At 60.4% G+C, this 24,003-nt stretch carries 21 protein-coding genes; 12 read left to right on the forward strand and 9 right to left on the reverse strand.

From position 1 onward, the window contains the following. A complete protein-coding gene (gene infB / locus ACR0DO_RS14345) occupies positions 1–2,475 on the forward strand; it encodes a translation initiation factor IF-2 (RefSeq protein ID WP_170447325.1) in 2,475 nt (824 codons plus the stop codon). A gap of 330 nt (positions 2,476–2,805) precedes the next feature. Beyond that, complete coding sequence (locus ACR0DO_RS14350; protein WP_170447323.1) at positions 2,806–3,108, forward strand: hypothetical protein; 303 nt, start codon at positions 2,806–2,808, stop codon at positions 3,106–3,108. A 380-nt stretch (positions 3,109–3,488) separates the two neighbouring features. Here ACR0DO_RS14350 and ACR0DO_RS14355 read toward each other — a convergent pair whose 3' ends face one another. From ACR0DO_RS14355 to ACR0DO_RS14380, 6 genes are all read right to left on the reverse strand, one after another. Next, a complete protein-coding gene (locus tag ACR0DO_RS14355) occupies positions 3,489–4,316 on the reverse strand; it encodes an alpha/beta hydrolase (RefSeq protein ID WP_170674340.1) in 828 nt (275 codons plus the stop codon). 3 nt (positions 4,317–4,319) lie between these two features. Next, entirely contained in the window at positions 4,320–5,198 is an 879-nt protein-coding gene (locus ACR0DO_RS14360) for a tryptophan 2,3-dioxygenase (RefSeq protein ID WP_480559675.1), read from the reverse strand. 63 nt (positions 5,199–5,261) lie between these two features. After that, positions 5,262–6,290 carry an L-threonine 3-dehydrogenase gene (gene tdh, locus ACR0DO_RS14365; protein ID WP_480559771.1) on the reverse strand — a complete coding sequence of 343 codons (1,029 nt, stop codon included), beginning with the start codon at positions 6,288–6,290 and terminating at the stop codon, positions 5,262–5,264. A gap of 19 nt (positions 6,291–6,309) precedes the next feature. Beyond that, a complete protein-coding gene (locus ACR0DO_RS14370) occupies positions 6,310–7,260 on the reverse strand; it encodes a PLP-dependent cysteine synthase family protein (RefSeq protein ID WP_480559677.1) in 951 nt (316 codons plus the stop codon). Next, the gene (locus ACR0DO_RS14375; RefSeq protein WP_480559679.1) at positions 7,257–8,444 is read right to left on the reverse strand and encodes a glycine C-acetyltransferase; all 1,188 of its coding nucleotides are present in this window, start codon (positions 8,442–8,444) and stop codon (positions 7,257–7,259) included. The genes ACR0DO_RS14370 and ACR0DO_RS14375 overlap by 4 nt, the downstream gene beginning before the upstream one ends. Positions 8,445–8,552: 108 nt before the next feature. Next, positions 8,553–9,116 carry a helix-turn-helix domain-containing protein gene (locus tag ACR0DO_RS14380; protein WP_480559681.1) on the reverse strand — a complete coding sequence of 188 codons (564 nt, stop codon included), beginning with the start codon at positions 9,114–9,116 and terminating at the stop codon, positions 8,553–8,555. Positions 9,117–9,233: 117 nt separating this feature from the next. Between ACR0DO_RS14380 and ACR0DO_RS14385 the strand changes: the two genes are divergently transcribed. Beyond that, positions 9,234–10,409, forward strand: coding sequence for an acetyl-CoA C-acyltransferase family protein (locus ACR0DO_RS14385; protein ID WP_480559683.1), 1,176 nt, complete (start codon positions 9,234–9,236; stop codon positions 10,407–10,409). 98 nt (positions 10,410–10,507) lie between these two features. Here ACR0DO_RS14385 and ubiB read toward each other — a convergent pair whose 3' ends face one another. Beyond that, positions 10,508–12,037, reverse strand: a complete 1,530-nt coding sequence (gene ubiB / locus ACR0DO_RS14390; protein WP_480559685.1) for a 2-polyprenylphenol 6-hydroxylase — start codon at positions 12,035–12,037, stop codon at positions 10,508–10,510. Positions 12,038–12,040: 3 nt separating this feature from the next. After that, positions 12,041–12,793: a bifunctional demethylmenaquinone methyltransferase/2-methoxy-6-polyprenyl-1,4-benzoquinol methylase UbiE gene (ubiE, locus tag ACR0DO_RS14395; RefSeq protein WP_170447308.1), complete on the reverse strand. Its 753-nt coding sequence runs from the start codon at positions 12,791–12,793 to the stop codon at positions 12,041–12,043. Positions 12,794–12,959: 166 nt separating this feature from the next. Between ubiE and ACR0DO_RS14400 the strand changes: the two genes are divergently transcribed. The 7 genes from ACR0DO_RS14400 (at position 12,960) to recF (ending at position 20,238) form a co-directional block, all read left to right on the forward strand. Continuing rightward, complete coding sequence (locus ACR0DO_RS14400; RefSeq protein ID WP_480559687.1) at positions 12,960–13,640, forward strand: hypothetical protein; 681 nt, start codon at positions 12,960–12,962, stop codon at positions 13,638–13,640. Then, a complete protein-coding gene (mutM, locus tag ACR0DO_RS14405; RefSeq protein ID WP_480559689.1) occupies positions 13,598–14,449 on the forward strand; it encodes a bifunctional DNA-formamidopyrimidine glycosylase/DNA-(apurinic or apyrimidinic site) lyase in 852 nt (283 codons plus the stop codon). Before ACR0DO_RS14400 ends, mutM begins: the two co-directional genes overlap by 43 nt. A gap of 66 nt (positions 14,450–14,515) precedes the next feature. Then, the gene (locus tag ACR0DO_RS14410) at positions 14,516–15,292 is read left to right on the forward strand and encodes an enoyl-CoA hydratase (RefSeq protein ID WP_170447301.1); all 777 of its coding nucleotides are present in this window, start codon (positions 14,516–14,518) and stop codon (positions 15,290–15,292) included. A 227-nt stretch (positions 15,293–15,519) separates the two neighbouring features. Continuing rightward, a complete protein-coding gene (gene rpsT / locus ACR0DO_RS14415) occupies positions 15,520–15,783 on the forward strand; it encodes a 30S ribosomal protein S20 (RefSeq protein ID WP_058282200.1) in 264 nt (87 codons plus the stop codon). A gap of 558 nt (positions 15,784–16,341) precedes the next feature. After that, a complete protein-coding gene (gene dnaA / locus ACR0DO_RS14420) occupies positions 16,342–17,733 on the forward strand; it encodes a chromosomal replication initiator protein DnaA (RefSeq protein ID WP_170447300.1) in 1,392 nt (463 codons plus the stop codon). A gap of 226 nt (positions 17,734–17,959) precedes the next feature. After that, complete coding sequence (gene dnaN, locus ACR0DO_RS14425) at positions 17,960–19,081, forward strand: DNA polymerase III subunit beta (RefSeq protein ID WP_480559692.1); 1,122 nt, start codon at positions 17,960–17,962, stop codon at positions 19,079–19,081. Positions 19,082–19,140: 59 nt separating this feature from the next. Beyond that, positions 19,141–20,238, forward strand: coding sequence for a DNA replication/repair protein RecF (gene recF, locus ACR0DO_RS14430; protein ID WP_480559694.1), 1,098 nt, complete (start codon positions 19,141–19,143; stop codon positions 20,236–20,238). Here recF and ACR0DO_RS14435 read toward each other — a convergent pair. Next, entirely contained in the window at positions 20,235–20,801 is a 567-nt protein-coding gene (locus ACR0DO_RS14435) for a carboxymuconolactone decarboxylase family protein (protein ID WP_480559696.1), read from the reverse strand. The genes recF and ACR0DO_RS14435 overlap by 4 nt on opposite strands. A gap of 100 nt (positions 20,802–20,901) precedes the next feature. On the opposite strand from ACR0DO_RS14435, the gene ACR0DO_RS14440 reads away from it, so the two are divergent. Beyond that, a complete protein-coding gene (locus tag ACR0DO_RS14440) occupies positions 20,902–21,474 on the forward strand; it encodes a TetR/AcrR family transcriptional regulator (protein WP_170447292.1) in 573 nt (190 codons plus the stop codon). Between the two features lie 102 nt (positions 21,475–21,576). Beyond that, positions 21,577–23,994: a DNA topoisomerase (ATP-hydrolyzing) subunit B gene (gene gyrB / locus ACR0DO_RS14445; protein WP_170447290.1), complete on the forward strand. Its 2,418-nt coding sequence runs from the start codon at positions 21,577–21,579 to the stop codon at positions 23,992–23,994. The last annotated feature ends 9 nt before the right edge of the window (positions 23,995–24,003 follow it).

Here is a 24,003-nt window from a genome sequence, read left to right on the forward strand (position 1 = left end):
ATGAGCGATAATGACGGCAAAAAGACATTGGGTCTTCGTGGCGGGGCACGCCCCGGAAATGTGAAACAGAGTTTCAGCCACGGACGTACCAAGAATGTCGTGGTGGAAACCAAACGCAAGCGCGTGGTGGTTCCCAAGCCGGGCGCCGGCAAACCGGGTGGCGGAGCAACGCCCTCGGGTGATCCGTCGCGCCGCCCTGCCGGGATTTCCGACGCGGAAATGGCCCGCCGGATGAAGGCATTGCAGGCCGCCAAAGCGCGCGAGGCCGAAGAGGCCGCCGCCCGTGAGGCCGCCGAAAAGGCGCGTGAAGAAGAACGCGCCCGCCGCCGTGCTGAGCAGGAAGCCAAGGAACGCGAACAGCGTGAGGCGGAAGAACGTGCAAAGGCCAAGGCCGAAGAGGAAGAGCGCAAGCGCAAAGAGGCAGAAGACGCTGCCAAACGCGCCGCAGCCGCCCCGGCCCCCGAAGAACCCAAAGCTGCCCGCAGCCCGGCCAGCAAACCGGCCCCCGCTGCGGCTCCGCGCAAGCAGGATCGCGAGCGTGAACAGCGTGGCCGTGGCAAGGGTCGTGACGACAACCGCCGGTCCGGCAAGCTGACACTGGGTCAGGCCACCGGTGGCGAAGGCAACCGCCAACGCTCGATGGCGTCGATGAAGCGCAAGCAAGAGCGTGCGCGTCAGAAAGCCATGGGCGGCCCGGTCGAGCGGGAAAAGGTGATCCGCGACGTTCAGCTGCCCGAGGCGATCATGGTCTCGGAACTGGCCAACCGTATGGCTGAGCGCGTGGCGGACGTTGTCAAATCGCTGATGCAGATGGGCATGATGGTCACACAGAACCAGACCATCGACGCCGACACCGCCGAGCTGATCATCGAAGAGTTTGGCCACAAGGTCACCCGCGTCTCTGATTCGGACGTCGAAGACGTCATCAAAGAGGTCGAAGACAGCGAAGACGATCTGCAGCCGCGTCCGCCGGTCATCACCATCATGGGTCACGTTGACCACGGTAAGACCTCGTTGCTGGACGCAATCCGCGACGCACGCGTTGTGGCGGGCGAAGCCGGTGGCATCACCCAGCATATCGGCGCCTATCAGGTGAAAACCGATGGCGGCACCACGCTGACCTTCCTGGATACGCCGGGCCACGCGGCGTTTACGTCGATGCGCTCGCGCGGGGCTCAGGTCACGGATATCGTGGTTCTGGTTGTTGCTGCCGACGACGCGGTGATGCCGCAGACGATTGAGGCGATCAACCACGCGAAAGCGGCCGGAGTGCCGATGATCGTGGCGATCAACAAGGTCGACAAGCCGGATGCCAACCCGGACAAGGTCCGCACCGATCTGCTGCAGCACGAAGTGATTGTCGAGAAAATGTCGGGTGAGGTTCAGGACGTCGAAGTGTCCGCCATCACCGGTCAGGGTCTCGATGAGCTGCTGGAAGCCATCGCACTGCAGGCCGAGATTCTGGAACTGAAAGCCAACCCCGACCGCGCCGCCCAGGGTGCCGTGATCGAGGCGCAGCTGGACGTGGGCCGCGGCCCCGTGGCCACCGTTCTGGTTCAGAACGGCACGCTGCATCAGGGCGACATCTTCGTTGTGGGTGAGCAGTACGGTAAGGTCCGTGCGCTGATCAACGACAAGGGTGAGCGCGTCAAGGAAGCTGGCCCCTCGGTTCCGGTTGAGGTTCTGGGTCTGAATGGCACGCCCGAGGCCGGCGATGTTCTGAACGTCACCGAAACCGAAGCGCAGGCCCGTGAGATCGCCGAATACCGCGAACAGGCCGCCAAGGACAAACGCGCCGCTGCTGGTGCCGCAACGACCCTTGAGCAGCTGATGCAGAAGGCCAAGGAGGACGAAAACGTCACCGAGCTGCCGATTCTGATGAAAGCGGACGTGCAGGGTTCGGCCGAGGCCATCGTTCAGGCGATGGAAAAGATCGGCAACGAAGAAGTGCGCGTGCGCGTGCTGCATTCGGGCGTGGGTGCGATCACCGAGACGGATGTCGGTCTGGCAGAAGCCTCAGGCGCGCCGATCTTTGGCTTCAACGTGCGTGCCAACGCATCGGCGCGGAACACGGCGAACCAGAAGGGTGTCGAGATCCGCTATTACTCGGTGATCTATGACCTCGTGGATGACGTGAAAGCCGCCGCCTCTGGCCTGCTGAGCGCCGAGATTCGCGAGAAGTTCATCGGTTACGCCGAGATCCGCGAAGTCTTCAAGGTCACTGGTGTTGGCAAGGTTGCTGGCTGTCTGGTCACCGAAGGCGTGGCGCGTCGTTCCGCAGGCGTCCGCCTGCTGCGCGACAACGTGGTGATCCACGAAGGCACGCTGAAGACGCTGAAGCGCTTCAAGGACGAAGTGGCCGAGGTTCAGTCGGGTCAGGAATGCGGTATGGCGTTTGAAAACTACGACGATATCCGCGCAGGCGACGTGATCGAAATCTTCGAGCGCGAAGAGGTCACCCGAACGCTGGATTGATCCGGTACGGAATAGAAAAAGAAAACAGCGGCCCCCTCGGGCCGCTTTTTTTGTCGGCTGTTAAATTCCTTTGTTCTTGTCCGCGAGTTTTGGCATCTCAGCAACACGTCGCGTCATGCAATCCTGACATGAACACGGGTTGAATTTGATTTAACACCGGCTGAGCGGACCCAGCTGCCTGAAACTGCTGTGGCGGAAATCTTCTGGAGATGCGGTTAAGAAGCCGGAAAAGCGCGCTTGCAAATTTGACATTTCGCCTAGGTCGTTTAAAATCGAGCTATTATTATATTCGACTAAAATCACAATCTATCGGTTATCTGGGGGTATAATATGAATATCCATCACAAGACAGAGTCTGATGACGCCGTTGAGCGTAGAGAAGTATTGGCCGCACTTATGAAGTACTCAGCCGCGGTGGGCGCTGCATCAACTGTAGCACTTTCAGCATCTGAAGTTGTCGCTAAGTCAGCGGCAAGCGGAAGGGTAAAAACTAAGTGTGATAATGGCTGGGGTAACGACGACGATTGCGTGCCCGGAAAATCATGGAATAACCAAGCAGAAAATGTCGGAGCAGACCCGGTTTCCAATCCTAACCCGGATAACACTGCGGACAGACCAGGAAACGGAAGCTAAAGTAACGACAATAGCAACTTCTGCAGAGACGCTCATACGAGCGGTCTAAGAAGACGGCGAACCCACTGCTGTGCCCGGTGGGTTTAGTCCGCACTCCAGCGGTCCAATAGGTGTGTGATTGGACCAAGAGTATGCGCGGATTGTTCTGGTCGACGGAAACCCGATTGAGGGAAACGAAATCCCAGTTAGCTGTGAGGATACCCTCCACCTAGTTGCAAAGGGCTGTGTTATCTACAAAAACACACTTGATTGACCTTTGAACAGGCGCCGCTTTGCGCTCAACGCAGGCATTCCTTATCTCACCAAAACGTTCAACTTGAAAATGATTACGTTGCTTCGTGAGGCAAAGGCCAAATCTGTCCAACGCCCAATACCCCCAACTATCGATACACGGGCAGAAATGTCCCCGGATGCATGATGATGTCGAAATGCTGCATCCCCTTTTTCAGATCGAAACTGACCGAATGCCCGCCCTTGCGCAGCAATTCGGCATAATCCCGGCTCTGGCGGATGAATTCGGGCGTATCTCGGTCCGCCACGGTCACGTGATAGCGCGGGCCGGGCCGGGGCAGGTGACGGATGGGAGAGAGGTCGTTCACCTCGACCGGGGTCAGTTGCAGCGGATCGTTGATGGGCGTCAGGCTGATCGGTTCCAGATCGTAGACGCCGCTGATCAGGATCACATCGCGTACCCGCACTCCGGCACGGGCCAGCGCATCGGCCGAACCCGCCATGACCATACTGACCAGATGTGCGCCGGCACTATGGCCGGACAGGGTGACGCGGGAGGGATCGAAACCCAGATTGAACGCGTTTGCCGCCAGCCAGAGCAGGGCGTTGCGGCATTCCTCGATCATGTCGCCGATGCGCGCATCCGGGGCGAGCGTGTAGTTCAGAGTGGCAAAGGACTGCTCGGCCGCGACCAGCGCCGGGGCCATCATCGCCGATTCGCTCTGGCTGAGGGCCTGCCAATAGCCACCGTGGATAAACACATGCAGCGGTGCGCCAGCGCCTTTTGCGGGAAAGAAGTCCAGCACCTGCGTTGGGCTATCGCCATAGGCTAGGTTCTCTTTCACCTTCATCTGCGCCCGGTACTGTGCGCTGAGCGCGGCGTAGCTGTCGATATAGGGGGTCAGGTCGCCGCCGATCATCGACCGGGGCGAATACTCCTGATCCAGTTCGTCCTGAGTGAAACCCCGGTACAGCATCGCCTACTCCTGCTCGGTATACATCAGTTCGGTGCGCATATCGTAGAGATCATGGAAAAAGCGCAAATCCAAGGCCTTGCGCAGAAAGGCCACGCCGCTGGAGCCGCCAGTGCCGGGTTGGTTGCCGATCACCCGCTCGACCGCGGTGACGTGATCGAAGCGCCAGCGCTGGAACAGGGATTCCACGTCCATCAGCTTTTCAGCCAGTGCATAGAGGTCCCAATACCTGTCCGTGTCACGATAAACCTGCGCCCAGATTTTCACCACACGGCTGTCGCCGGAATAGGGTTGTGCAAAGTCCCGTTCCAGCAGGTCCTGCGGCACGTCAAACCCCTGGCGCGCCAGCATGAACAGCACCTCGTCATACAAAGACGGTTTGGTCAGGGCGGCGTTCAGCATCTCCATGACGTCCGCGTCGTGCTCATGCACCTTCAGGGTCGAGGGATCCTTGTTGCCCAGAATGAACTCGATCTGGCGATAGCCATAGCTTTGGAACCCCGACGAATTCCCCAGCGCCTGCCGGAAGGTCATGTAATCTGCGGGTGTCATGGTCAGCAGGGTTTCCCATGCCGCGATCAACTGCCGCTGGATCGCCTTCACCCGGTCAAGGTTCTTCATCGCCGGGCCGAACGCGTCCTGTTGCAGGAAGTGGCGTGTCTCGACCAGTTGGTGGTGCATCAGTTTCAGCCATAGCTCGCTGACCTGATGGATGATGATGAACAGCATCTCATCGGGTTGGGCGGGGTCCTGAAAGGTCTTTTGCAGGTTCAGCAGAGTCTTGAGCTGTAGAAAATCGCCATAGCTCTTGCGATGGGTCTGCGCGAAATCGGTGACCAGAGAATCCTCGATCCCGCGTTCCAGATACCTGTCCTTGTCGCCCATATGCTCCTCCAAACGCCCGGGTTCTTCCCTGTTTAGGGTCAAAACCCGCGCGGTGCCAGAGCGTCAGGTCCAGTCCAGCACCACCTTGCCGGACTGACCCGATTTCATCGCGGCAAAGCCTTCGGCAAAATCGTCGACCTTCATCTGGTGCGTGATGACCCGGCTGACATCCAGACCGTTCTGCAACATGGCGATCATCTTGTACCAGGTCTCGAACATCTCGCGCCCATAGACGCCTTTGATTGTGATCGCCTTGAACACAATGCGTGACCAGTCGACCGGAGATTTCCCCGGCGGAATGCCCAGCAGGGCGATCTTGCCGCCCATCACCAACGCCTCGACCATCTGGTCCAGCGCGATTTGTGAACCCGACATTTCCAGGCCCACATCGAAGCCTTCTTTCATGCCCAGTTCGGTGATGACGTCCTGCAGTTCTTCTTTGGAGACATCGACGGTGCGCACGGTGGGTACAACGTGTTCGGCCAGTTTCAGGCGATCGGGGTTGATATCGGTGATCACCACATGCCGCGCGCCTGCATGACGTGCGACGGCGGCAGCCATGATGCCGATGGGGCCCGCGCCGGTGATCAGAACATCCTCGCCCAGCAGATCGAAGCTGAGCGCGGTGTGCACGGCGTTGCCCAGCGGGTCGAGGATGGCGCCGATCTCATCCGGCACATCATCGGGCAAGGGCACGACGTTGAAGGCGGGCAGTTTCAGGTACTGCGCAAAAGCCCCCTGTTCGTTCACGCCGATCCCGCGCGTGCCGGGGTCCAGATGGAACTTGCCCGCGCGGCTTTGACGGCTGTCGGTGGTGATCAGGTGACCTTCACCGGAACAACGCTGACCAATCTCAAGCCCGGTCACATTGCGCCCGAGTTCGACGATCTCTCCGGCGAATTCGTGCCCGGTGATCATCGGGATCGGCACCGTCGCGGCGGCCCACTCATCCCAGTTCCAAATATGGATATCTGTGCCGCAAATTCCGGTCTTGTTGACGCGGATCAGAACCTCTTCCGGGCCGATCTCGGGCACCGGGGCCTGGACCATCCACAGACCCTCTTCGGGTTTGGATTTCTCAAGTGCTTTCATGGTGTTGGGTCGCATGAGGTTACTCCCACAAATCGGTAGACAGGTATTTCAAACCGCTGTCACACATCACAATCGCAACGCAGCCGCCTTTTTCCGGCCCGCGCAACAGGTCGATGGCCGCAGCAAGGTTGGCACCCGCCGAAAAACCCGCGAAAATGCCTTCGGTGCGGGCCAGCAATCGCGCGCAGTCTCGTGCTGCGTCACCCGAAACCGACAGATGCCCGGCCAGTGTCGTTCCGTTCAGGTGGACCAGATCGCCCATGGCATAGCCGCCGCCCTGAATTGGGTGATCGGGGTTTCTGATGGCTTCTCCGGCGATGGCCCGCGCGCCTTCGGGTTCGACCGCGTAGCAGCGCACGCCCAGCGGGGTCAGGTATTCCGCCGCCCCGGCCAGAGTGCCGCCGGACCCTGCAAAGTCGCAAAACGCCGTCACCGACCCGCCGGACTGGTTCCAGATTTCTGGCCCCGTGCCGGTGGCATGGGCTTTGGGGTTGCCGGAATGACCGAACTGGTCGGCGCGAAACGCGTTGCGTTCGGCGGTGATGCGCTGCGCGGCTTCATCCACCAAGGTCAGATCGGCCCCCGAAACCTCGCCGGGTTTGCTGCCCTCGGCTTGCGGGACGATTACGACCTCAGCCCCCAAGGCCCGCATCATGCGCGCGCGTTCAACCGAGTTTCCGGCGCTCATGACCGCGACGAAAGGATGACCCAGAATGCCGCAGACAATCGCCAGACCTGTGCCCATATTGCCCGAGGTCAGTTCAACTACCGCCTGCCCCGGGGCCAATGTGCCATCGGCCCGGGCCAGTTCGATGATGGACTTCGCGGCCCGGTCCTTTTTCGAAAACCCCGGCAGCAGGTAGTCCAGCTTGGCCAGAATACGCCCGTCCAGATCAAGCTGCCGACATACGCGCGAAAGCTCGACAAGCGGCGTGTCTCCGATTGCGTCGATGACAGAGGGCAGGATCAAGAGATCACTCCCAGTTCCTTGCCCACCTTGCCAAACGCGGCCAGTGCGCGGTCCAGTTCATCCTTTGTTAGAGCCGCATTCATCTGCGTTCTGATCCGCGCCTGACCGCGCGGGACGACGGGGAAGAAAAAGCCCGAGACATAGACGCCCTCGTCAAACAATTTGGCGGCCATGTCCTGTGCCAGGGTCGCCTCACCCAGCATTACCGGGATGATCGGGTGTTCACCGGGCAGCAGGTCAAAACCCAGCTTTTCCAACCCCGCGCGCCAGTATTTCGCGTTGCCGAACAGTTGCGCGCGCAGCATGTCGCCCTCTTCGACCAGACGGATCGCTTCCAGACCGGCAGCGACGATAGAGGGTGGCAGCGAGTTCGAGAACAGATAGGGCCGCGCGCGCTGCCGCAGCAGGTCGATCACTGGCTGCGGCCCGGCGATATAACCGCCGATTGCCCCCCCAAGTGCCTTGCCCAGGGTGCCCGTCAGAATGTCCACGTCGACGCCGAAATGATCCGGCGTTCCGGCCCCGTTCGGCCCCATGAAGCCGGTGGCGTGGCAATCATCGACCATGACGATGGCGTCGTACTTGTCGGCCAGTTCGCGAATCTTCGGCAGGTTGGCCAGATAGCCATCCATCGAAAACACGCCATCGGTGGCGATCATGATATGCCGCGCGCCATCCTCGCGCGCCTGTTTCAGCCAGGCTTCCAGATCGTTCATGTCGTTGTTCATGTAGCGATAGCGTTTCGCCTTGCACAACCGCACCCCGTCGATGATCGAGGCGTGGTTCAGGCTGTCCGAAATGATGGCATCCTCAGGCCCCAACAAAGGCTCGAACAATCCGCCATTGGCATCGAAACACGCCGCGAACAGGATCGCGTCGTCCTTGTTCAGGAATTGCGCCAGCTTCTGTTCCAACTCGCGGTGAATGTCCTGCGTGCCGCAGATGAACCGGACCGAGGCCATGCCGAACCCTTTGGGCTCCATTGCGCCCTTGGCGGCGTCGATCAGCGCCGGGTGATCGGCCAGACCCAGATAGTTGTTGGCGCACAGGTTGATTACCTGCTTGTCGCCCACCGTGATCTCACCGCCCTGAGGCGAGGTGATCATTCGTTCGCGTTTATACAGACCCTCGGATTCGATCTGCGCGAGGGTGTCCGTGATATGGGACAGGAATGCATCTGCCATGGCGGTCTCCGTTTATGTGAGTCGCGTGTCTAACATAACGGATGTAGTTCCCAAATGGGGGAAATACAATATAAAAGATGAAAATCCGTAAAAACGGAAGGTTTGATTTCAGGCGTTCTTGACGATCAGGAACACGCGCGCCGGGCTGTCGGCCACAATCGAATGGGCCACATCCGCCGCATAGCGGGCCGTATCGCCCTGTTTCAGATCGCGGGACGCGGTGCCCGAGGTCACGCGGACTGCGCCCGCCAACACCGTCAGTTGTTCCCTTGCGCCGCGCGCGTGGGGCTGGCTCGTCAGGGCACCGCCCGCGTCGAATTCGATGTCGTAGGCCTCGTGCCCGCCGGCTTCTTCGGGCGGGGAGAGGATACGGATGCGGCAGTTCTGGCCCATATTGTCGATGCTGGGCACCTCGGCCTTGCGCAGCACCTCGATCTGGTCGGCGGTGTTGGCCTCTTCCAGCAGACCCGCGAAATCCACCTGCAGGGCGCGGGTTAGGTTCCACAGAGTCGAGATGGTCGGGCTGCTTTCGCCGCGTTCGATCTGGCTGACCATCGAGCGGGACACCCCGCTGAGATTGGCCACGGCTTCAAGCGACAGGCCCTTGGCCCGGCGCGCCTCTTTCAGGCGGGCGGGCAGGCGTGTCAGGATATCGTCAGTGTTGTCCGTCATGACGGAATTTCATGCGCCTTGCGGGGATGGATGTCAATTCCAACCGTGACGGGACGTCTCATAGGACAGGTCCATGCTGCAGGTGCATACTGCTGCCGAATCCCGGAGGAGACTGACATGACCGATATCGTATTGCTGGATGGTGCCCGCACCGCAATTGGAACCTTTGGCGGCGCTCTGGCGTCAACCGCGCCCATCGACCTGGCGACCGTTGCCACAGAGGCCGCGCTGGAGCGGTCGGGTGTCGAGGGTGCGCAGATCGGGCATGTGGTGTTTGGGCATGTGATCAACACCGAACCGCGTGACATGTACCTGTCGCGCGTTGCCGCGATGCAGGCGGGGATACCGAACGGGACGCCTGCGATGAATGTGAACCGGCTGTGTGGATCGGGCGCGCAGGCGATTGTTTCGGCGGTGCAGTCCCTGATGCTGGGCGACGCCGAGTTTGCCGTGGCAGGCGGGGCCGAGAGCATGTCGCGCAGCCCATACATCGTGCCGCAGGCGCGGTGGGGGGCGAAGATGGGCGATGTGTCCTCGTTGGACATGATGCTGGGCGCGCTGAACTGCCCCTTTGGCACCGGCCATATGGGCGTGACGGCTGAGAATGTCGCTGATGAGCATCAGATCAGCCGCGCGCAGATGGACGAGTTTGCGATCACCAGCCAGACCCGCGCGGCGGCGGCGATCGAGGCGGGGTATTTCGACAGCCAGATCGCGCCGGTTCAGGTCAAGGTCAAGCGGGACATGGTGGATTTCAAGGTCGATGAACACCCCAAGGCCACCACGGCCGAGGCGTTGGCCGGGTTGCGGCCGGTGTTCAAAAAAGACGGTCGTGTGACGGCGGGTAATGCTTCGGGCATCAATGACGGCGCGGCGGCGATGGTTTTTGCCACGGCGGAGGCGGCCGAGAAAGCCGGGTTGAAACCCAAAGCGCGCATTCTGGGTTATGCCCATGCCGGTGTACGCCCCGAGGTGATGGGCATCGGGCCGGTTCCGGCAGTGCGGAACCTGATGGACAAGACCGGCCTGTCGGTGGACGATTTCGATGTGATCGAAAGCAACGAAGCATTCGCGGCGCAGGCTCTGGCGGTGAATCAGGAGCTTAGCCTGGACGCGTCGAAGGTGAACCCGAATGGTGGGGCGATTGCTCTGGGTCATCCGGTCGGCGCGACCGGGGCGATCATCACGCTGAAGGCGCTGTATGAGCTGGAACGCACGGGTGGGTCCAAAGGGCTGATCACCATGTGTATCGGTGGCGGGCAGGGGATTGCCATCGCCATCGAGCGGCTCTGAGCCGAAGCCGAGGCAGGGGGGCTGTCTGCCCCCCATCGCGCCTTTGGCGCGAGTCCCCCCGAGGATATTTCTGGACAGATGAAGCGGGCGGGATGGTTTTAGCTGAGCGCGTTGAGCAGCAGAACCAGCGCGGCGCCAACTGCGGCACCGATACCGGCAGGCAGAGCCGCAGACCAAAGAGGTGAAATCTGAGGGTCGTCCTTCTGGGTCTGGGCGATCAGGGCGTTTTCGACCAACCCCGGCAGGCGGGGGCCGAAGCGGGCCAGAACCCAGGCGGTTTTGCCGAAATCACGCAGGGCGGCACGCGGGCCGATGGATTGCTTGATGTAATCCTCGACCACGGGGCGGGCGACCTCCCAGATGTTCGTGTGTGGGTCAAGTGAGCGTGCGACGCCCTCGACCACCACCATCGTACGTTGCAGCAGGATCAGTTCCGTCCGGGTTTCCATGCCGAACCGTTCGGTGACCTCGAACAGGTAGTTCAGCAGGCGCCCCATCGAGATATTCGAAGCGTCCATACCGAAGATCGGCTCGCCCACGGCGCGCAGGGCGCGGGCGAATTCGTCGACATCCCGATTGGCAGGGACGTAGCCGGCCTCGAAATGCACCTCGGCCACGCGTTTGTAGTCGCGGCGGATGAAGCCGAAGAGGATCTCGGCATAGACCCGGCGGGTGTATTCGTCGATATGGCCCATGATGCCATAGTCATAGGCGATGATATCGCCATTGGCGGCGACCTTCAGATTGCCCTGGTGCATGTCGGCGTGGAAGTAGCCGTCGCGCAGCGCGTGCAGCAGGAACAGGCGCAGGACGCGCTCGGCCAGATCGCGGCGGTTGTGTCCGGCGGCATCAAGCGCGTCGTTTTCACCCAGCGGAATACCGTCAGCCCAGCTGAGCGTCATCACCCGGCGGGCAGACAGGGACCAGACAACCGGCGGCAGCCAGAACCCCGCGTCATCCTTGGTGTTGGCGGCGTATTCCGAGGCGGCGGCGCTTTCCAGCCGCAGGTCCAGCTCGCCGCGCACGACGCCATCGAAATGTTCGATCACGTCCATCGGGCGCAGGCGGCGCGCACCGGGGGCGAACAGCTGGACGATGCGGGCGGCGAAGTAGAAAGCGTCCACATCCTTGCGGAACGCGCGTTCGATACCGGGGCGCAGAACCTTGACGGCGACATCCTCTCCGGTGCTGCTCAGCTTGGCCTTGTGGACCTGCGCAATCGAGGCCGCGGCGATGGGTTCGCTGAACTCCGAGAACACCTCCTCCACCGGCTGACCCAGTTCCTTGGACACTTCGGCCATGGCCTCGGCACGCGAAAAGGGCGGCAGCTTGTCTTGCAGCACGCGCAGCTGGGCGGCCAGTTCATTGCCGACCACGTCCGGGCGGGTCGAGAGCACCTGACCGAACTTGATATAGGCCGGGCCCAGCGCCGTCAGCGCCCGGGTCGCAGGTGGCATTTCGGGGTCACCCTTGTAGCCCAGCCACTGAAACGGTTTGCCCAGGGCATGGGCCACGAAACGCAGGGCGCGCGGTGCCTCGAAGGCGTCCAGTACCACGTTCATGGCGCCTGTACGTTCCAGCGTGGCGCCTGTGCGGATCAGGCGGATGATGTTGTGAGGGCCTCGCATGGATCAGATCTTCCAGCCGGAATGCAGCGCGGCGATACCCATGCTGAGGTTACGGTATTTGGCGTTTTCGAACCCGGCGGTACGGACCATGTTCAGGAACGTCTCCTGATCGGGGAACTTGCGGATCGACTCCACCAGATACTGATAGCTGTCGTAATCATTGGCGATCAGCTTGCCCATGCGCGGGATGACGTTGAAGCTGTAGAGGTCATATAGCTTTTGCAGCCCGTCATTGGGCAACTGGCTGAATTCCAGCACCATCAGGCGGCCACCGGGTTTCAGCACGCGGAATGCTTCGTTCAACGCCTCTTGCGGGCGGGTCACGTTCCGGATGCCGAATGAGATCGTGTAGACGTCGAACGTATTGTCCTCGAACGGCAGGGACATCGCGTCGCCCACCACCCAATTCAGGCTGTCGGACATCTGATCGGCCTCGGCGCGCTGGCGGCCTTCGACCAGCATCGGCTCGGTCAGGTCCAGCACGGTGGCATGGCCATAGCCCGCGCGTTTGAGAAAGCGGAATGAGATATCGCCGGTGCCCCCTGCCACGTCCAGCAGGCGTTGACCGGGGCGCGGTGCCAGCCAATCCATCATCGCGTCTTTCCAGACCCGGTGAATGCCCATCGACATGACATCGTTCATCACGTCGTATTTCGAGGCGACCGAGTTGAACACGCCCTGCACACGCCCGGCCTTGTCGGCCTCGCGCACGGTTTCGAATCCGAAATGAGTGGTCTTGTCGCTGTTGTCGGACATGAAAGGATGCCTTTGCCTGAGTTGCTCATCCTTATAGGCCGCGCAGCCGGGAAGACAATCGCGCGAAAAGGTAGCAGGGGGCGGCGAATCGACAGATGCGCCACAGATTTTCCTTAGTCGCAGCCTATGACGGGATCAGATATTCCTGACCTTCGGAGATGTCCTGTTGGCAAGCCTTCTTGCAGCTTTGCTGTCCATCGTTTTGGTCTTCCTGTTTTTCGGCTGGCGGGTCAGGGCTGTCTTTCGCACCGCGCAAAGGGTGTGGCGTGCCGATGGGCTGGGCGACAAGGTGGATGCGTTGGCCCGTCATTTTCCCAATGATCCTTTGGACGAGGCGATCTCGCGTGCGGGCAGTGAACGGCCTGCGCAGCAATCGCTGACGCGACTGACCTTTCGCACCACACCGGGTTTGCTGGTCCTGATCGCGATTGCGCTGTTCAATGCGCTCAACATCTGCTTTTTCCAGCCCGATCTGATGCCCGATGACGAGGTTTTCCCGGGTTTGGAGGCGGAAACAATACTATGGATCAAGCTGTCGCTGGTCGGGCTTGTCGTCTACACCCTGATCTATCATCTGGTGAACACGGTGACGATCGATGGGGCCGAATTGGTCACAACGGGTTGGCTGTTTCAACGGCGCTATTATGATTTGTCCGGGCTGACTAAAATCAGCCTCAGACATCACGGGACCTACGTGCTGCGTTTTTCGGATGGGAAGACGGCGCGGATTTTGAAATATGTTACCGGACATGATGAAATGGTGCAGGCATTTGAAAGCGCGCTGGCCGCAAATCAGGAGAGCACATGCCGGAACTTCCCGAAGTCGAAACGGTCCGCCGCGGGCTGACGCCTGCGATGGAGGGTGTGGTGATCGAACGGGCGGATGTGAACCGTCCCGATCTGCGCTGGCCCTTTCCCGACCGTATGGCGGAACGGCTGACCGGGCAGCGGGTCGACCGGCTGCGGCGGCGCTCGAAATACATTCTGGCCGATCTCAGCAGTGGGGAAACCTTGCTGATCCATCTGGGTATGTCCGGGCGGATGACGGTGTCGGGCGATCCGCTGGGACAGTTCGCGCATGACCACCCGATGCCCGAAAAGCATGACCACGTTGTGTTCCACATGGCCAATGGCGCGCGGGTGACCTTTAACGATCCGCGCCGGTTCGGCGCGATGGACCTGCTGCCGACCGCCACCGCCGAGGCGCACAAGCTGCTGTCGGTTCTGGGGCCGGAACCGCTGGGCAATGACTTTCACGAACAGCACCTGATTGAGGCGTTCCGTGGAAAAAACACCCCGGTCAAATCGGCGTTGCTGGATCAGGGAATCGTTGCCGGATTGGGCAATATCTATGTCTGCGAGGCGCTTTATCGCGCGGGCGTGTCGCCACGTCGCAAGGCCGGACAGATTTCTGAGGTGCGCGTCGCCGCATTGGTTCCGATCATCCGGCAGGTGCTGCAGGACGCCATCGAGGCAGGCGGATCATCGCTGCGCGATTTCCGTCAAGCCGATGGAGAACTTGGATATTTTCAGCACAGCTTTGATGTTTACGGGCGCGAAGGCGAACCCTGCCGCACCGAAGGCTGTGATGCGATGGTCAAAAGAATCACCCAGTCCGGTCGCTCATCCTTCTATTGCGCGCAATGCCAAAGATAACTTGATCCAGCTTCCTCGCGTGATAAGGAATCGTATCTGAACGGAACAACCGGAAGCTTACACCTCATGGCTTTTGAGACGATCATCGTCGAAATCGAAGACCACGTCGCACTTATCAAGCTCGACAGACCCGATGCACTGAACGCGCTGAACGCGCAGCTCACGCAAGAGCTCAGCTCGGCGCTTGAAGATGCGGACCAGAACGACAAGGTGCGCTGCATCGTCATCACCGGCTCGGACAAGGCCTTTGCAGCTGGGGCGGATATCAAGGAGATGTCCGAGATGAGCTTTGTCGACGTCTATGAATCCAACCTGTTCGGCGATTTCAACGACCGTATCTGTGCGATCCGCAAACCGATCATTGCTGCCGTTTCGGGCTATGCGCTGGGCGGCGGGTGCGAACTGGCGATGCTGTGCGATTTCATCATTGCCGCCGACACCGCCAAGTTCGGTCAGCCCGAGATCAATCTGGGTGTCATTGCCGGGTTGGGGGGCACGCAGCGCCTGACCCGCTTTGTCGGCAAGTCCAAAGCGATGGACATGAACCTGACCGGTCGTTTCATGGACGCCGAAGAGGCTGAACGCGCCGGTTTGGTCAGCCGGGTGGTTCCGGCCAAAAAGCTTGTGGAAGAAGCGATCGGTGCGGCCCAGAAGATTGCCGAGAAATCGCAGCTCAGCACGATGGCCGCCAAAGAGGCCGTCAACCGCAGCTATGAGGTTACGCTGAGCGAAGGCCTGTTGTTCGAACGCCGTGTCTTTCATTCCATGTTCGCAACCGAAGACCAGAAAGAAGGCATGGCCGCGTTTCAGGAAAAACGCGCCGCCCAGTTCCGCGACAAGTAAACCGCGCGCCGGGGACCGGGATCAGGCGGGCCTAGCCCGCCTTTTTCATGCCGGCCATGCCCTGTGAAAGAATCGGCTTGGCAAAGCGCGCAATCTTGGATAACTAGCGCCGCTATACATGCGCGTGCGGCCCGCTTGGCCCGACTCACACCCGTGATTCTGATCCGGTGCGGATAATCCGTGACGCGTAACCGAATATAACCGTACCGAACGAAGGTCAGAAACACATGGCAAATTCGCCCCAGGCTAAAAAACGCGCGCGTCAGAACGACAAGCGTTTCGCAATCAACAAAGCGCGCCGTTCGCGCATCCGCACCTACCTGCGCAAAGTCGAAGAAGCGATCGCATCCGGCGACAAGGACGCAGCGACCGCAGCCCTGCGCGCAGCTCAGCCCGAACTGATGCGCGGCGTCACCAAAGGCGTCTTCCACAAGAACACCGCCTCGCGCAAAATGTCGCGCCTGTCGGCCCGGGTCAAAGCTCTGGGCTAACCCCCTGGGTTGACCTAAGGTCAACAATTCACGGTTGAATTGTTCATAAAAGCGTCACAATTCGTGGCGCTTTTTTTGTGCTGTTGCCGGAAAGCCGCGTCTTCACGAAGCCGAGAGATTCTTTCGGCCAAAGACCCGAGTCAACATCAGAGTTTCGTTGCCGTACGCCTTGGCCTCTTGTTACCACTAAGTCAGCGATTCACTCGCTTGGGGGGACAGGCTGTTTCATTGATCAAACTGACGGGCATCAGGATGGTCGCGAAACGAATGTTGGCAAACGGACACTGCCCGTTTGTTGATCTGCTATAGGTTTTCGGGTGACCGAAGATCTGAGCCCTGTCTAAAAATATGTTTGCGATGCGCGACCCTGCATGCGGGCGCCCTGTTTTCGGGTGTCCACCTGTAAGGCTGTGCTGAGTTTAGGGGACAGCCTCGCCAGACCCACGTGGTTTGGCGTGTGGGTATCTTATTGCGAGTGAAAAGCAAAAATAACCGGGTAACCGGAACTGGGTAATAAGGCCGTCAGGCCAATAAAGAATGGGATGCGTGAGGCGCTTGATGACACAAGAGAAATGGGGACAACTGCGTAACAAATTGCTCAAGGCGGTCGGTAAGAACAACTACACCACCTGGATCGAACCTCTTGAATTTCAAGAGCTGCAGGATGGGGTAGCGGTGTTCTCGGTACCGACGAATTTCATGGGCAACTATGTGAGCCAGAATTTTGCGGATCTCATTTTGTATGAGATGAACACCGCCGGGGAATCAGTGCAGCGTCTGGCCTTTCGCGTCGCCGCCAATTCGCCGGTACGCCCGTCCAACGAACCCGCACCCGCGGTTGTTCAGGACACGCCGCAACCCCAATCTTTGTCGCAACAGGCCGAGTCGGCAAACGATGCGCTGGAATCGATGCAGGCCGCGCCATTGGACGCCCGTTTCACCTTTGACAGCTTTGTGGTCGGCAAGCCCAACGAACTGGCCCATGCCGCCGCGCGCCGTGTATCCGAAGGCGGCCCCGTCACCTTCAACCCGCTGGTTCTGTATGGCGGCGTCGGCCTGGGTAAAACCCACCTGATGCATGCCATCGCGTGGGAATTGAAAACCAAGCGGCCCGAGCTGAATGTCCTGTACCTGTCCGCAGAACAATTCATGTACCGTTTTGTGCGGGCTCTGCGCGAACGTCGGATGATGGATTTCAAACACCTGTTCCGCTCGGTCGATGTGCTGATGGTCGATGACGTGCAGTTCATCGCCGGCAAGGATTCAACCCAGGAAGAGTTCTTTCACACCTTCAACGCGCTGGTGGACCAGAACAAGCAGATCATCATCTCGGCCGACCGCGCCCCGGGCGAAATCAAAGATCTGGAAGATCGCGTGAAGTCGCGCCTGCAATGCGGTCTGGTCGTTGACCTGCACCCGACCGATTACGAACTGCGTCTGGGTATCCTGCAGAACAAGGTGCAGCAGTACAGCAGCACCTACCCCGACCTGACCATTGCCGATGGTGTGCTGGAGTTTCTGGCTCATCGCATCTCGACCAATGTGCGCGTGCTCGAAGGTGCCCTGACCCGTCTGTTCGCCTTTGCCTCGCTGGTGGGGCGCGAGATCGACATGGAACTGACCCAGGATTGTCTGGCCGACGTGCTGCGCGCGTCCGAGCGCAAGATCACGGTCGAAGAGATTCAGCGCAAAGTGTCGGACTATTACAACATCCGCCTGTCCGACATCATCGGCCCCAAGCGCCTGCGGTCCTATGCCCGTCCGCGTCAGGTGGCGATGTATCTGTGCAAGCAACTGACCAGCCGCTCGCTGCCCGAGATCGGCCGCCGCTTTGGTGGGCGTGACCACACCACGGTCATGCACGGCGTCAAGCGCATCGAAGAGCTGAAAACCACCGACGGCCAGATTGCCGAAGACGTGGAAATGCTGCGCCGCGCGCTGGAAGCCTGAGGCTTACCTCAAGCCCCTCAGGAAATGCCCCGGACCTTCGCGCCCGGGGCTTTTTTGTGCGCAATTATCCACGGTCGCCGATGAACTGTGCCCGCCGGGCCACGCGCCCCTTGACGCAATGGGTGTTCCGACCCAGAAAACCGTAAAAAATCCTTGTGCCTCAGGGTGGAACCGCTAACGTGCCAGTCCCGCCCATGTCGGTACGCAAGTCAGAGGAACTGAGGGTATGAAGATCAGCATCGAACGCGGCACCCTTCTCAAGGCCGTTTCCCAGGCCCAATCTGTTGTCGAACGTCGCAACACCATTCCGATACTGGCCAACGTGCTGATCGAGGCCGAAGGCGATCAAGCCATGTTCCGCGCCACCGATCTGGATATCGAAGTGGTCGACAAGGCCCCGGCGCAGGTGGAAAAGGCGGGCGCGACGACTGTCGCGGCGACGACCCTGCATGAGATCGTGCGCAAACTGCCCGACGGGGCGCTGGTCACCCTGAGCGCCGACAGCGCCGCAGGCCGCCTGACGGTTGAGGCGGGCCGGTCGAACTTCTCGCTGGCGACCTTGCCGAAAGAGGATTTTCCGGTGATGGCGTCCTCGGAGTATCAATCGAATTTCACGGCCTCGGCTGCGCTGCTACGGCGGCTGTTCGACAAATCGAAATTTGCCATCTCGACCGAAGAAACCAGGTACTACCTGAACGGTGTCTACATGCATGTGGCCGATGGATCCGAAGGCGGAAAGGTGCTGCGCTGTGTGGCCACCGACGGCCACCGTCTGGCCCGCATCGACGCCGATCTGCCGGATGGTGCCGCGGACATGCCCGGCGTGATTGTGCCGCGCAAAACCGTAGGCGAGCTGCGCAAGCTGCTGGACGATGATGAGATGGACATCGCGGTTTCGGTTAGTGAAACCAAGGTGCGTTTTGCAACGCCCGACATCACGCTGACTTCGAAAGTCATTGACGGCACCTTCCCCGACTACACGCGGGTTATTCCGCAGGGCAACACCCGCCAGCTGGAAGTGGACGCTGCCGAGTTCGCGCAGGCCGTTGATCGGGTGGCGACGGTTTCGTCGGAACGCTCGCGCGCGGTGAAGCTTCAACTGGATGCGGACAAGCTGGTTCTGTCCGTCAACGCACCCGACAGCGGCGCCGCCGAGGAAGAACTGGCCGTCGCCTATGGCGATGAGCGGTTGGAGATTGGTTTTAACGCCAAGTATCTGCTGGAGATTGCGTCTCAGGTGGATCGCGAAAACGCGGTATTCCTGTTCAATTCGGCCGGTGATCCGACCCTGATGCGCGAAGGCACTGATCAGAGCGCGGTCTACGTGGTCATGCCGATGCGCGTCTGATCGCGCTGGCGCGCGATGCCTCCGGCGGGAGTATTTTTTAAAAGATGAAGGGAGGGGTCATGGGATTGGCCCTGACCGAGCTTACGGTCTCGCATTTTCGGTCTCATAAGCTGGCGCGGTTATCTTTGGATGGGCGGCCGGTGGCGATTCATGGGCCGAACGGGGCCGGGAAGACCAATATCCTTGAGGCGGTTTCCCTGTTTTCGCCCGGTCGCGGGATGCGGCGGGCCAGTGCGGCCGAGATGACCCGCCGCCCCGAGGCGCTGGGTTGGAAACTGTCCGGTTTGCTGAACGCGCAGGGGCAGAATTACGAGATCGAAACCTGGTCCGAAGGCGGCGCGGCGCGTCAGGTTCGGATTGACGGCAAGGCGGCCAACCAGATCGATCTGGGCAAGCTGGCGCGGGTGGTCTGGTTGATTCCGTCGATGGATCGATTGTGGATCGAAGGGGCCGAGGGGCGTCGGCGGTTTCTGGATCGGATAGCGCTGAGTTTCGACCCGACCCATGCCGAGGCATCCCTGACTTATGAAAAATCCATGCGCGAGCGAAACCGGCTGCTGAAAGAGCAGGTGCGCGATGCCCATTGGTATGCGGCTCTGGAGGGGCAGATGGCCGAGACCGGGCATCGTATCCATGTCGCCCGGCTAACAGCGCTGGCGCATTTGCGGACAGCGCAGGAGCAGGCGGAAACTGCTTTCCCTTCGGCTGATCTGGAGCTGGTTCAGACCGAAGGGGAGATGCCGGAGACGGCCGAGGATTTGCGCGTGGCGTTGAATGAAAGCCGGTTTCGCGATCTGGCTGCAGGGCGGACTTTGGTGGGGCCGCATCGGTCTGATTTGTACGGGGTGTTCGCGGCCAAAGGGGTTCCAGCCAAGGATTGCTCGACCGGAGAGCAAAAGGCCCTGCTGGTGTCCCTGATCCTGTCCAACGCGCGGGCGTTGGCGGGGATGGTGGGCGCGCCGCCGATCGTGCTGCTGGATGAAGTGGCCGCGCATCTGGATGCGGGGCGGCGCGCGGCGCTGTATGATGAGATTTGTGCGCTGGGCGCTCAGGCCTGGATGACGGGTACCGGGCCTGAACTGTTTTCGGAATTGGGCGACCGTGCTCAAATGCTGGTCGTTGCCGAAGGCGATGAGGGCTCGGTCGTTGAAACTTAGGCCGGTTCACCGACTTTACGGTCCCACAGGAAGCCGCGCATAACCTCATCGACCGGGGTTTTGGCCATGTGATTCACGTAGTTCGACATGGTTTTCTGCGCCAGACCCAGCACCACGTCCAGAACCGCGCGGTGCGAGTAACCGGCGTCGAAGAAGGCCTGCAACTGATCTTCGGTCGGGTTGCCGTGGCTTTCCATTATCTGCAGGGTGAAGGTGCGCAGCGCCTCAAGCTTGGCCGAGGGCAGCGGGGTTTCGTTGCGCAGGGCTTCGGTGATCTCATCCGACACCTTCATCATCTTGGCGATACCGGTATGGGCGGGCACGCAGTAGTGGCATTCGTTTTCCACGTTGATGGTCTGCCAGACGACGGTTTTCTCATCATTGTCGAAATCGGTCTGCAGGAACAGGCCGTGCAGAACCTGATAGCCTTCCAGATGCTGCGGGCTTTCGGCCATCACCTTATGCAGGCCGGGCAGACGGCCAAAGGCGGCCTGTGATTTCTCGAGCAGCGGTTTGGACCCTTCGGGCGCGGTCTCGAGGTCATGAGACGGAAAATTGGCCATGTCGGAACTCCTGTTTCTGGCGCGATGAGTCGTAATTAGGGTTTCTTGAGTGATCGCTCAAGTATATATTTGAGCGGACGTTCAAGAATTGGTGAAGTTGATGCCCCGCAAACCTTCCTATGACCGCGACGCGCTGATCGCGCAGGCCCGTGACATTTTCTGGCGTCAGGGCTGGGCGGGGACGTCACTGAAAGATCTTGAGCGGGAGCTGAAACTGAAGCCAGGCAGTTTCTATGCGGCGTTCGGGTCGAAAGATGCGCTCTATGCGCTGGCGTTGGAGCGCTATGCGCAGGACGGGGTCTCAAACATGATGGCACTGGCCCAGGAACTGGGGCCGCTGGGTGCGCTCAAGGCGCAGCCGCATCGTGTGGTCGAGGCATCGGGCCTGCCGACCAAAGCCTGCATGTTGGCCAAGACCTATGCCGAATTGCAGGCCAGGGATCACGATCTGGCCGGACAGGCGCGCACCCATATGGTCGAAATGAAAACCTGTTTCGCAGAGCTGTTTCGCCGCGCACAAGAGGCCGGAGAGATCTCGCCGGACCGTGACCCGGATCGCCTTGCAGCGCGCTATCAGTCCGACCTTCTGGGGCTGCGGTTGTCCGCCGAACGCGACGACGTGAATGCGGCGGAAATTGCTGCGGATATCGCGGCGGACCTCGATCGGCTTTGATCGGTAAATAAAGCCGATCAGGACCACAAAATGTTGGGGGACCGCGTGACAATCCCCACCAGAAAACGTATAAGTTACCAAAATAATATAGGTACTAACGGCATGTCCGAAGACGCACAGGCACCACAGGAATACGGCGCTGATTCCATCAAAGTTCTCAAAGGCTTAGAGGCGGTTCGCAAGCGTCCCGGTATGTATATCGGTGACACGGACGATGGCTCGGGTCTGCACCATATGGTGTACGAGGTTGTCGACAACGGAATTGACGAGGCGCTGGCCGGTCATGCCGACCATGTGACCGTGAAGATTCACGCCGATTCCAGCGTCTCGGTCAGCGATAATGGCCGCGGGATTCCGGTGGACATTCACCCGGAAGAGGGCGTCTCGGCCGCCGAAGTCATCATGACCCAACTGCACGCGGGCGGTAAGTTCGACAGCAACTCTTACAAGGTGTCGGGCGGTCTGCACGGTGTGGGCGTTTCCGTGGTGAACGCGCTGTCGGATTGGCTGGAACTGCGCGTCTGGCGTAACGGCAAGGAACACGTCGCGCGCTTTGAGGGCGGTGAGACAGCCGAACACCTGAAGGTGGTCCAGGAATGCGGCGACCGCACCGGGACCGAGGTGCGCTTTCTGGCCTCGACCGACACGTTCTCGAACCTCGAATACTCGTTCGAGACGTTGGAAAAACGCTTGCGCGAGCTGGCCTTCCTGAACTCGGGCGTGCGCATCATTCTGATCGACGAACGCCCTGCGGAACGGCTGGAGACCGAGCTGTTCTATGAGGGCGGTGTTAAGGAGTTCGTCAAATACCTCGACCGCTCCAAGTCCCCGGCGATGCCGGAGCCGATCTACATCAAGGGCGAACGTGACGATATCGGCGTTGAAATCGCCATGTGGTGGAATGACAGCTATCATGAGACGGTGCTGCCCTTCACCAACAACATCCCGCAGCGTGATGGCGGGACGCACGTGGCCGGCTTCCGGGGGGCTCTGACCCGGACGATCAACAACTACGCGCAGTCCAGCGGGATCGCGAAGAAAGAGAAAGTCAGCTTCACCGGCGATGACGCGCGCGAAGGGCTGACCTGTGTGCTGTCGGTGAAAGTGCCTGACCCGAAATTCTCGTCCCAGACCAAAGACAAACTGGTTTCCTCCGAGGTGCGCCCGGCGGTCGAAGGCCTGATGAACGAAAAGCTCGCCGAGTGGTTCGAGGAAAACCCGAACGAGGCCAAGGGGATCGTTGGCAAGATCATCGAGGCCGCTTTGGCCCGTGAGGCCGCCCGCAAGGCTCGCGAGTTGACCCGCCGCAAGACGGCGATGGATGTGAACTATCTGGCCGGGAAGCTGAAAGACTGTTCCGAGAAAGACCCGTCCAAGACCGAAGTCTTCCTGGTTGAGGGTGACTCGGCCGGTGGCTCTGCCCAGACGGGCCGGGACCGGCTGACACAGGCGGTCCTGCCCCTGCGCGGCAAGATCCTGAACGTGGAACGTGCCCGGTTCGATCGGATGCTGTCGTCTCAGGAGATCGGCAATCTGGTGATGGCGCTGGGCACCGGCATTGGCCGCGATGAGTTCAACATCGAGAAACTGCGCTACCACAAGATCGTCATCATGACCGATGCGGACGTGGATGGCGCACACATCCGGACGCTGCTGCTGACCTTCTTCTACCGGCAGATGCCGGAGCTGATCGAAGGCGGATACCTCTATATCGCACAGCCGCCGCTATACAAAGTTTCGCGTGGTAAATCAGAGGTTTATCTGAAAGATCAGGCGGCGTTGGACGACTACCTGATCAATCAGGGCGTTGAAGGGGCGGTGCTGAAACTGGGCTCGGGCGAGGAAATCATCGGGCAGGACCTGACCCGCGTGGTCGACGAGGCACGCCAGCTGAAACGCGTGCTGGACGCATTCCCCACCCACTACCCTCGTCACATTTTGGAACAGGCCGCCGTGGCTGGCGCCTTTGTGCCGGGTGCGGTGGATGCCGACCTGCAAGGCGTGGCCGACAAGGTCGCCGCCCGTCTGGACCTGATCGCGCTGGAATATGAGCGTGGCTGGCAAGGCCGGATCACGCAGGATCACGGTATCCGCCTGGCCCGTATCCTGCGCGGCGTCGAAGAGGTGCGCACACTGGACGGCCCGATGCTGCGTTCCGGTGAGGCGCGCAAGACCGGCAGCTTTACGCAAAGCCTGCAAGAGGTCTACAACTCTCCCGCCACGCTGGTCCGTCGTGATCGCAGCCAAGTGATCCACGGCCCGCTGGACCTGCTGCGCGCCATTCTGGATGAGGGTGAAAAAGGCCTGTCTTTGCAGCGGTATAAAGGTTTGGGCGAGATGAACCCGGATCAGCTGTGGGAAACAACGCTGGACCCGGACGCCCGCACGCTGCTGCAGGTACGCGTGGACGATATGGTCGAGGCGGATGATCTGTTCACCAAGCTGATGGGCGACGTGGTCGAGCCACGCCGCGAGTTCATCCAGCAAAATGCACTGAGCGTCGAGAATCTGGATTTCTAGCCCGGTGTA

Source organism: Ruegeria sp. AM9 (genome assembly GCF_056540565.1).

Bases quoted from the DNA above. Each gene is read 5' to 3' on its own strand.
- gyrB (WP_170447290.1), top strand. From the start codon at position 21,577: ATGTCCGAAGACGCACAGGCACCACAGGAATACGGCGCTGATTCCATC.
- tdh (WP_480559771.1), bottom strand. From the start codon at position 6,290: ATGAAAGCACTTGAGAAATCCAAACCCGAAGAGGGTCTGTGGATGGTC.
- ubiB (WP_480559685.1), bottom strand. From the start codon at position 12,037: ATGCGAGGCCCTCACAACATCATCCGCCTGATCCGCACAGGCGCCACG.
- ACR0DO_RS14375 (WP_480559679.1), bottom strand. From the start codon at position 8,444: ATGGCAGATGCATTCCTGTCCCATATCACGGACACCCTCGCGCAGATC.
- dnaN (WP_480559692.1), top strand. From the start codon at position 17,960: ATGAAGATCAGCATCGAACGCGGCACCCTTCTCAAGGCCGTTTCCCAG.
- ACR0DO_RS14435 (WP_480559696.1), bottom strand. From the start codon at position 20,801: ATGGCCAATTTTCCGTCTCATGACCTCGAGACCGCGCCCGAAGGGTCC.
- ACR0DO_RS14440 (WP_170447292.1), top strand. From the start codon at position 20,902: ATGCCCCGCAAACCTTCCTATGACCGCGACGCGCTGATCGCGCAGGCC.
- ACR0DO_RS14410 (WP_170447301.1), top strand. From the start codon at position 14,516: ATGGCTTTTGAGACGATCATCGTCGAAATCGAAGACCACGTCGCACTT.
- mutM (WP_480559689.1), top strand. From the start codon at position 13,598: ATGCCGGAACTTCCCGAAGTCGAAACGGTCCGCCGCGGGCTGACGCCT.
- ACR0DO_RS14350 (WP_170447323.1), top strand. From the start codon at position 2,806: ATGAATATCCATCACAAGACAGAGTCTGATGACGCCGTTGAGCGTAGA.
- ACR0DO_RS14380 (WP_480559681.1), bottom strand. From the start codon at position 9,116: ATGACGGACAACACTGACGATATCCTGACACGCCTGCCCGCCCGCCTG.
- ACR0DO_RS14385 (WP_480559683.1), top strand. From the start codon at position 9,234: ATGACCGATATCGTATTGCTGGATGGTGCCCGCACCGCAATTGGAACC.
- recF (WP_480559694.1), top strand. From the start codon at position 19,141: ATGGGATTGGCCCTGACCGAGCTTACGGTCTCGCATTTTCGGTCTCAT.
- ACR0DO_RS14360 (WP_480559675.1), bottom strand. From the start codon at position 5,198: ATGGGCGACAAGGACAGGTATCTGGAACGCGGGATCGAGGATTCTCTG.
- infB (WP_170447325.1), top strand. From the start codon at position 1: ATGAGCGATAATGACGGCAAAAAGACATTGGGTCTTCGTGGCGGGGCA.
- ubiE (WP_170447308.1), bottom strand. From the start codon at position 12,793: ATGTCCGACAACAGCGACAAGACCACTCATTTCGGATTCGAAACCGTG.
- ACR0DO_RS14355 (WP_170674340.1), bottom strand. From the start codon at position 4,316: ATGCTGTACCGGGGTTTCACTCAGGACGAACTGGATCAGGAGTATTCG.
- rpsT (WP_058282200.1), top strand. From the start codon at position 15,520: ATGGCAAATTCGCCCCAGGCTAAAAAACGCGCGCGTCAGAACGACAAG.
- dnaA (WP_170447300.1), top strand. From the start codon at position 16,342: ATGACACAAGAGAAATGGGGACAACTGCGTAACAAATTGCTCAAGGCG.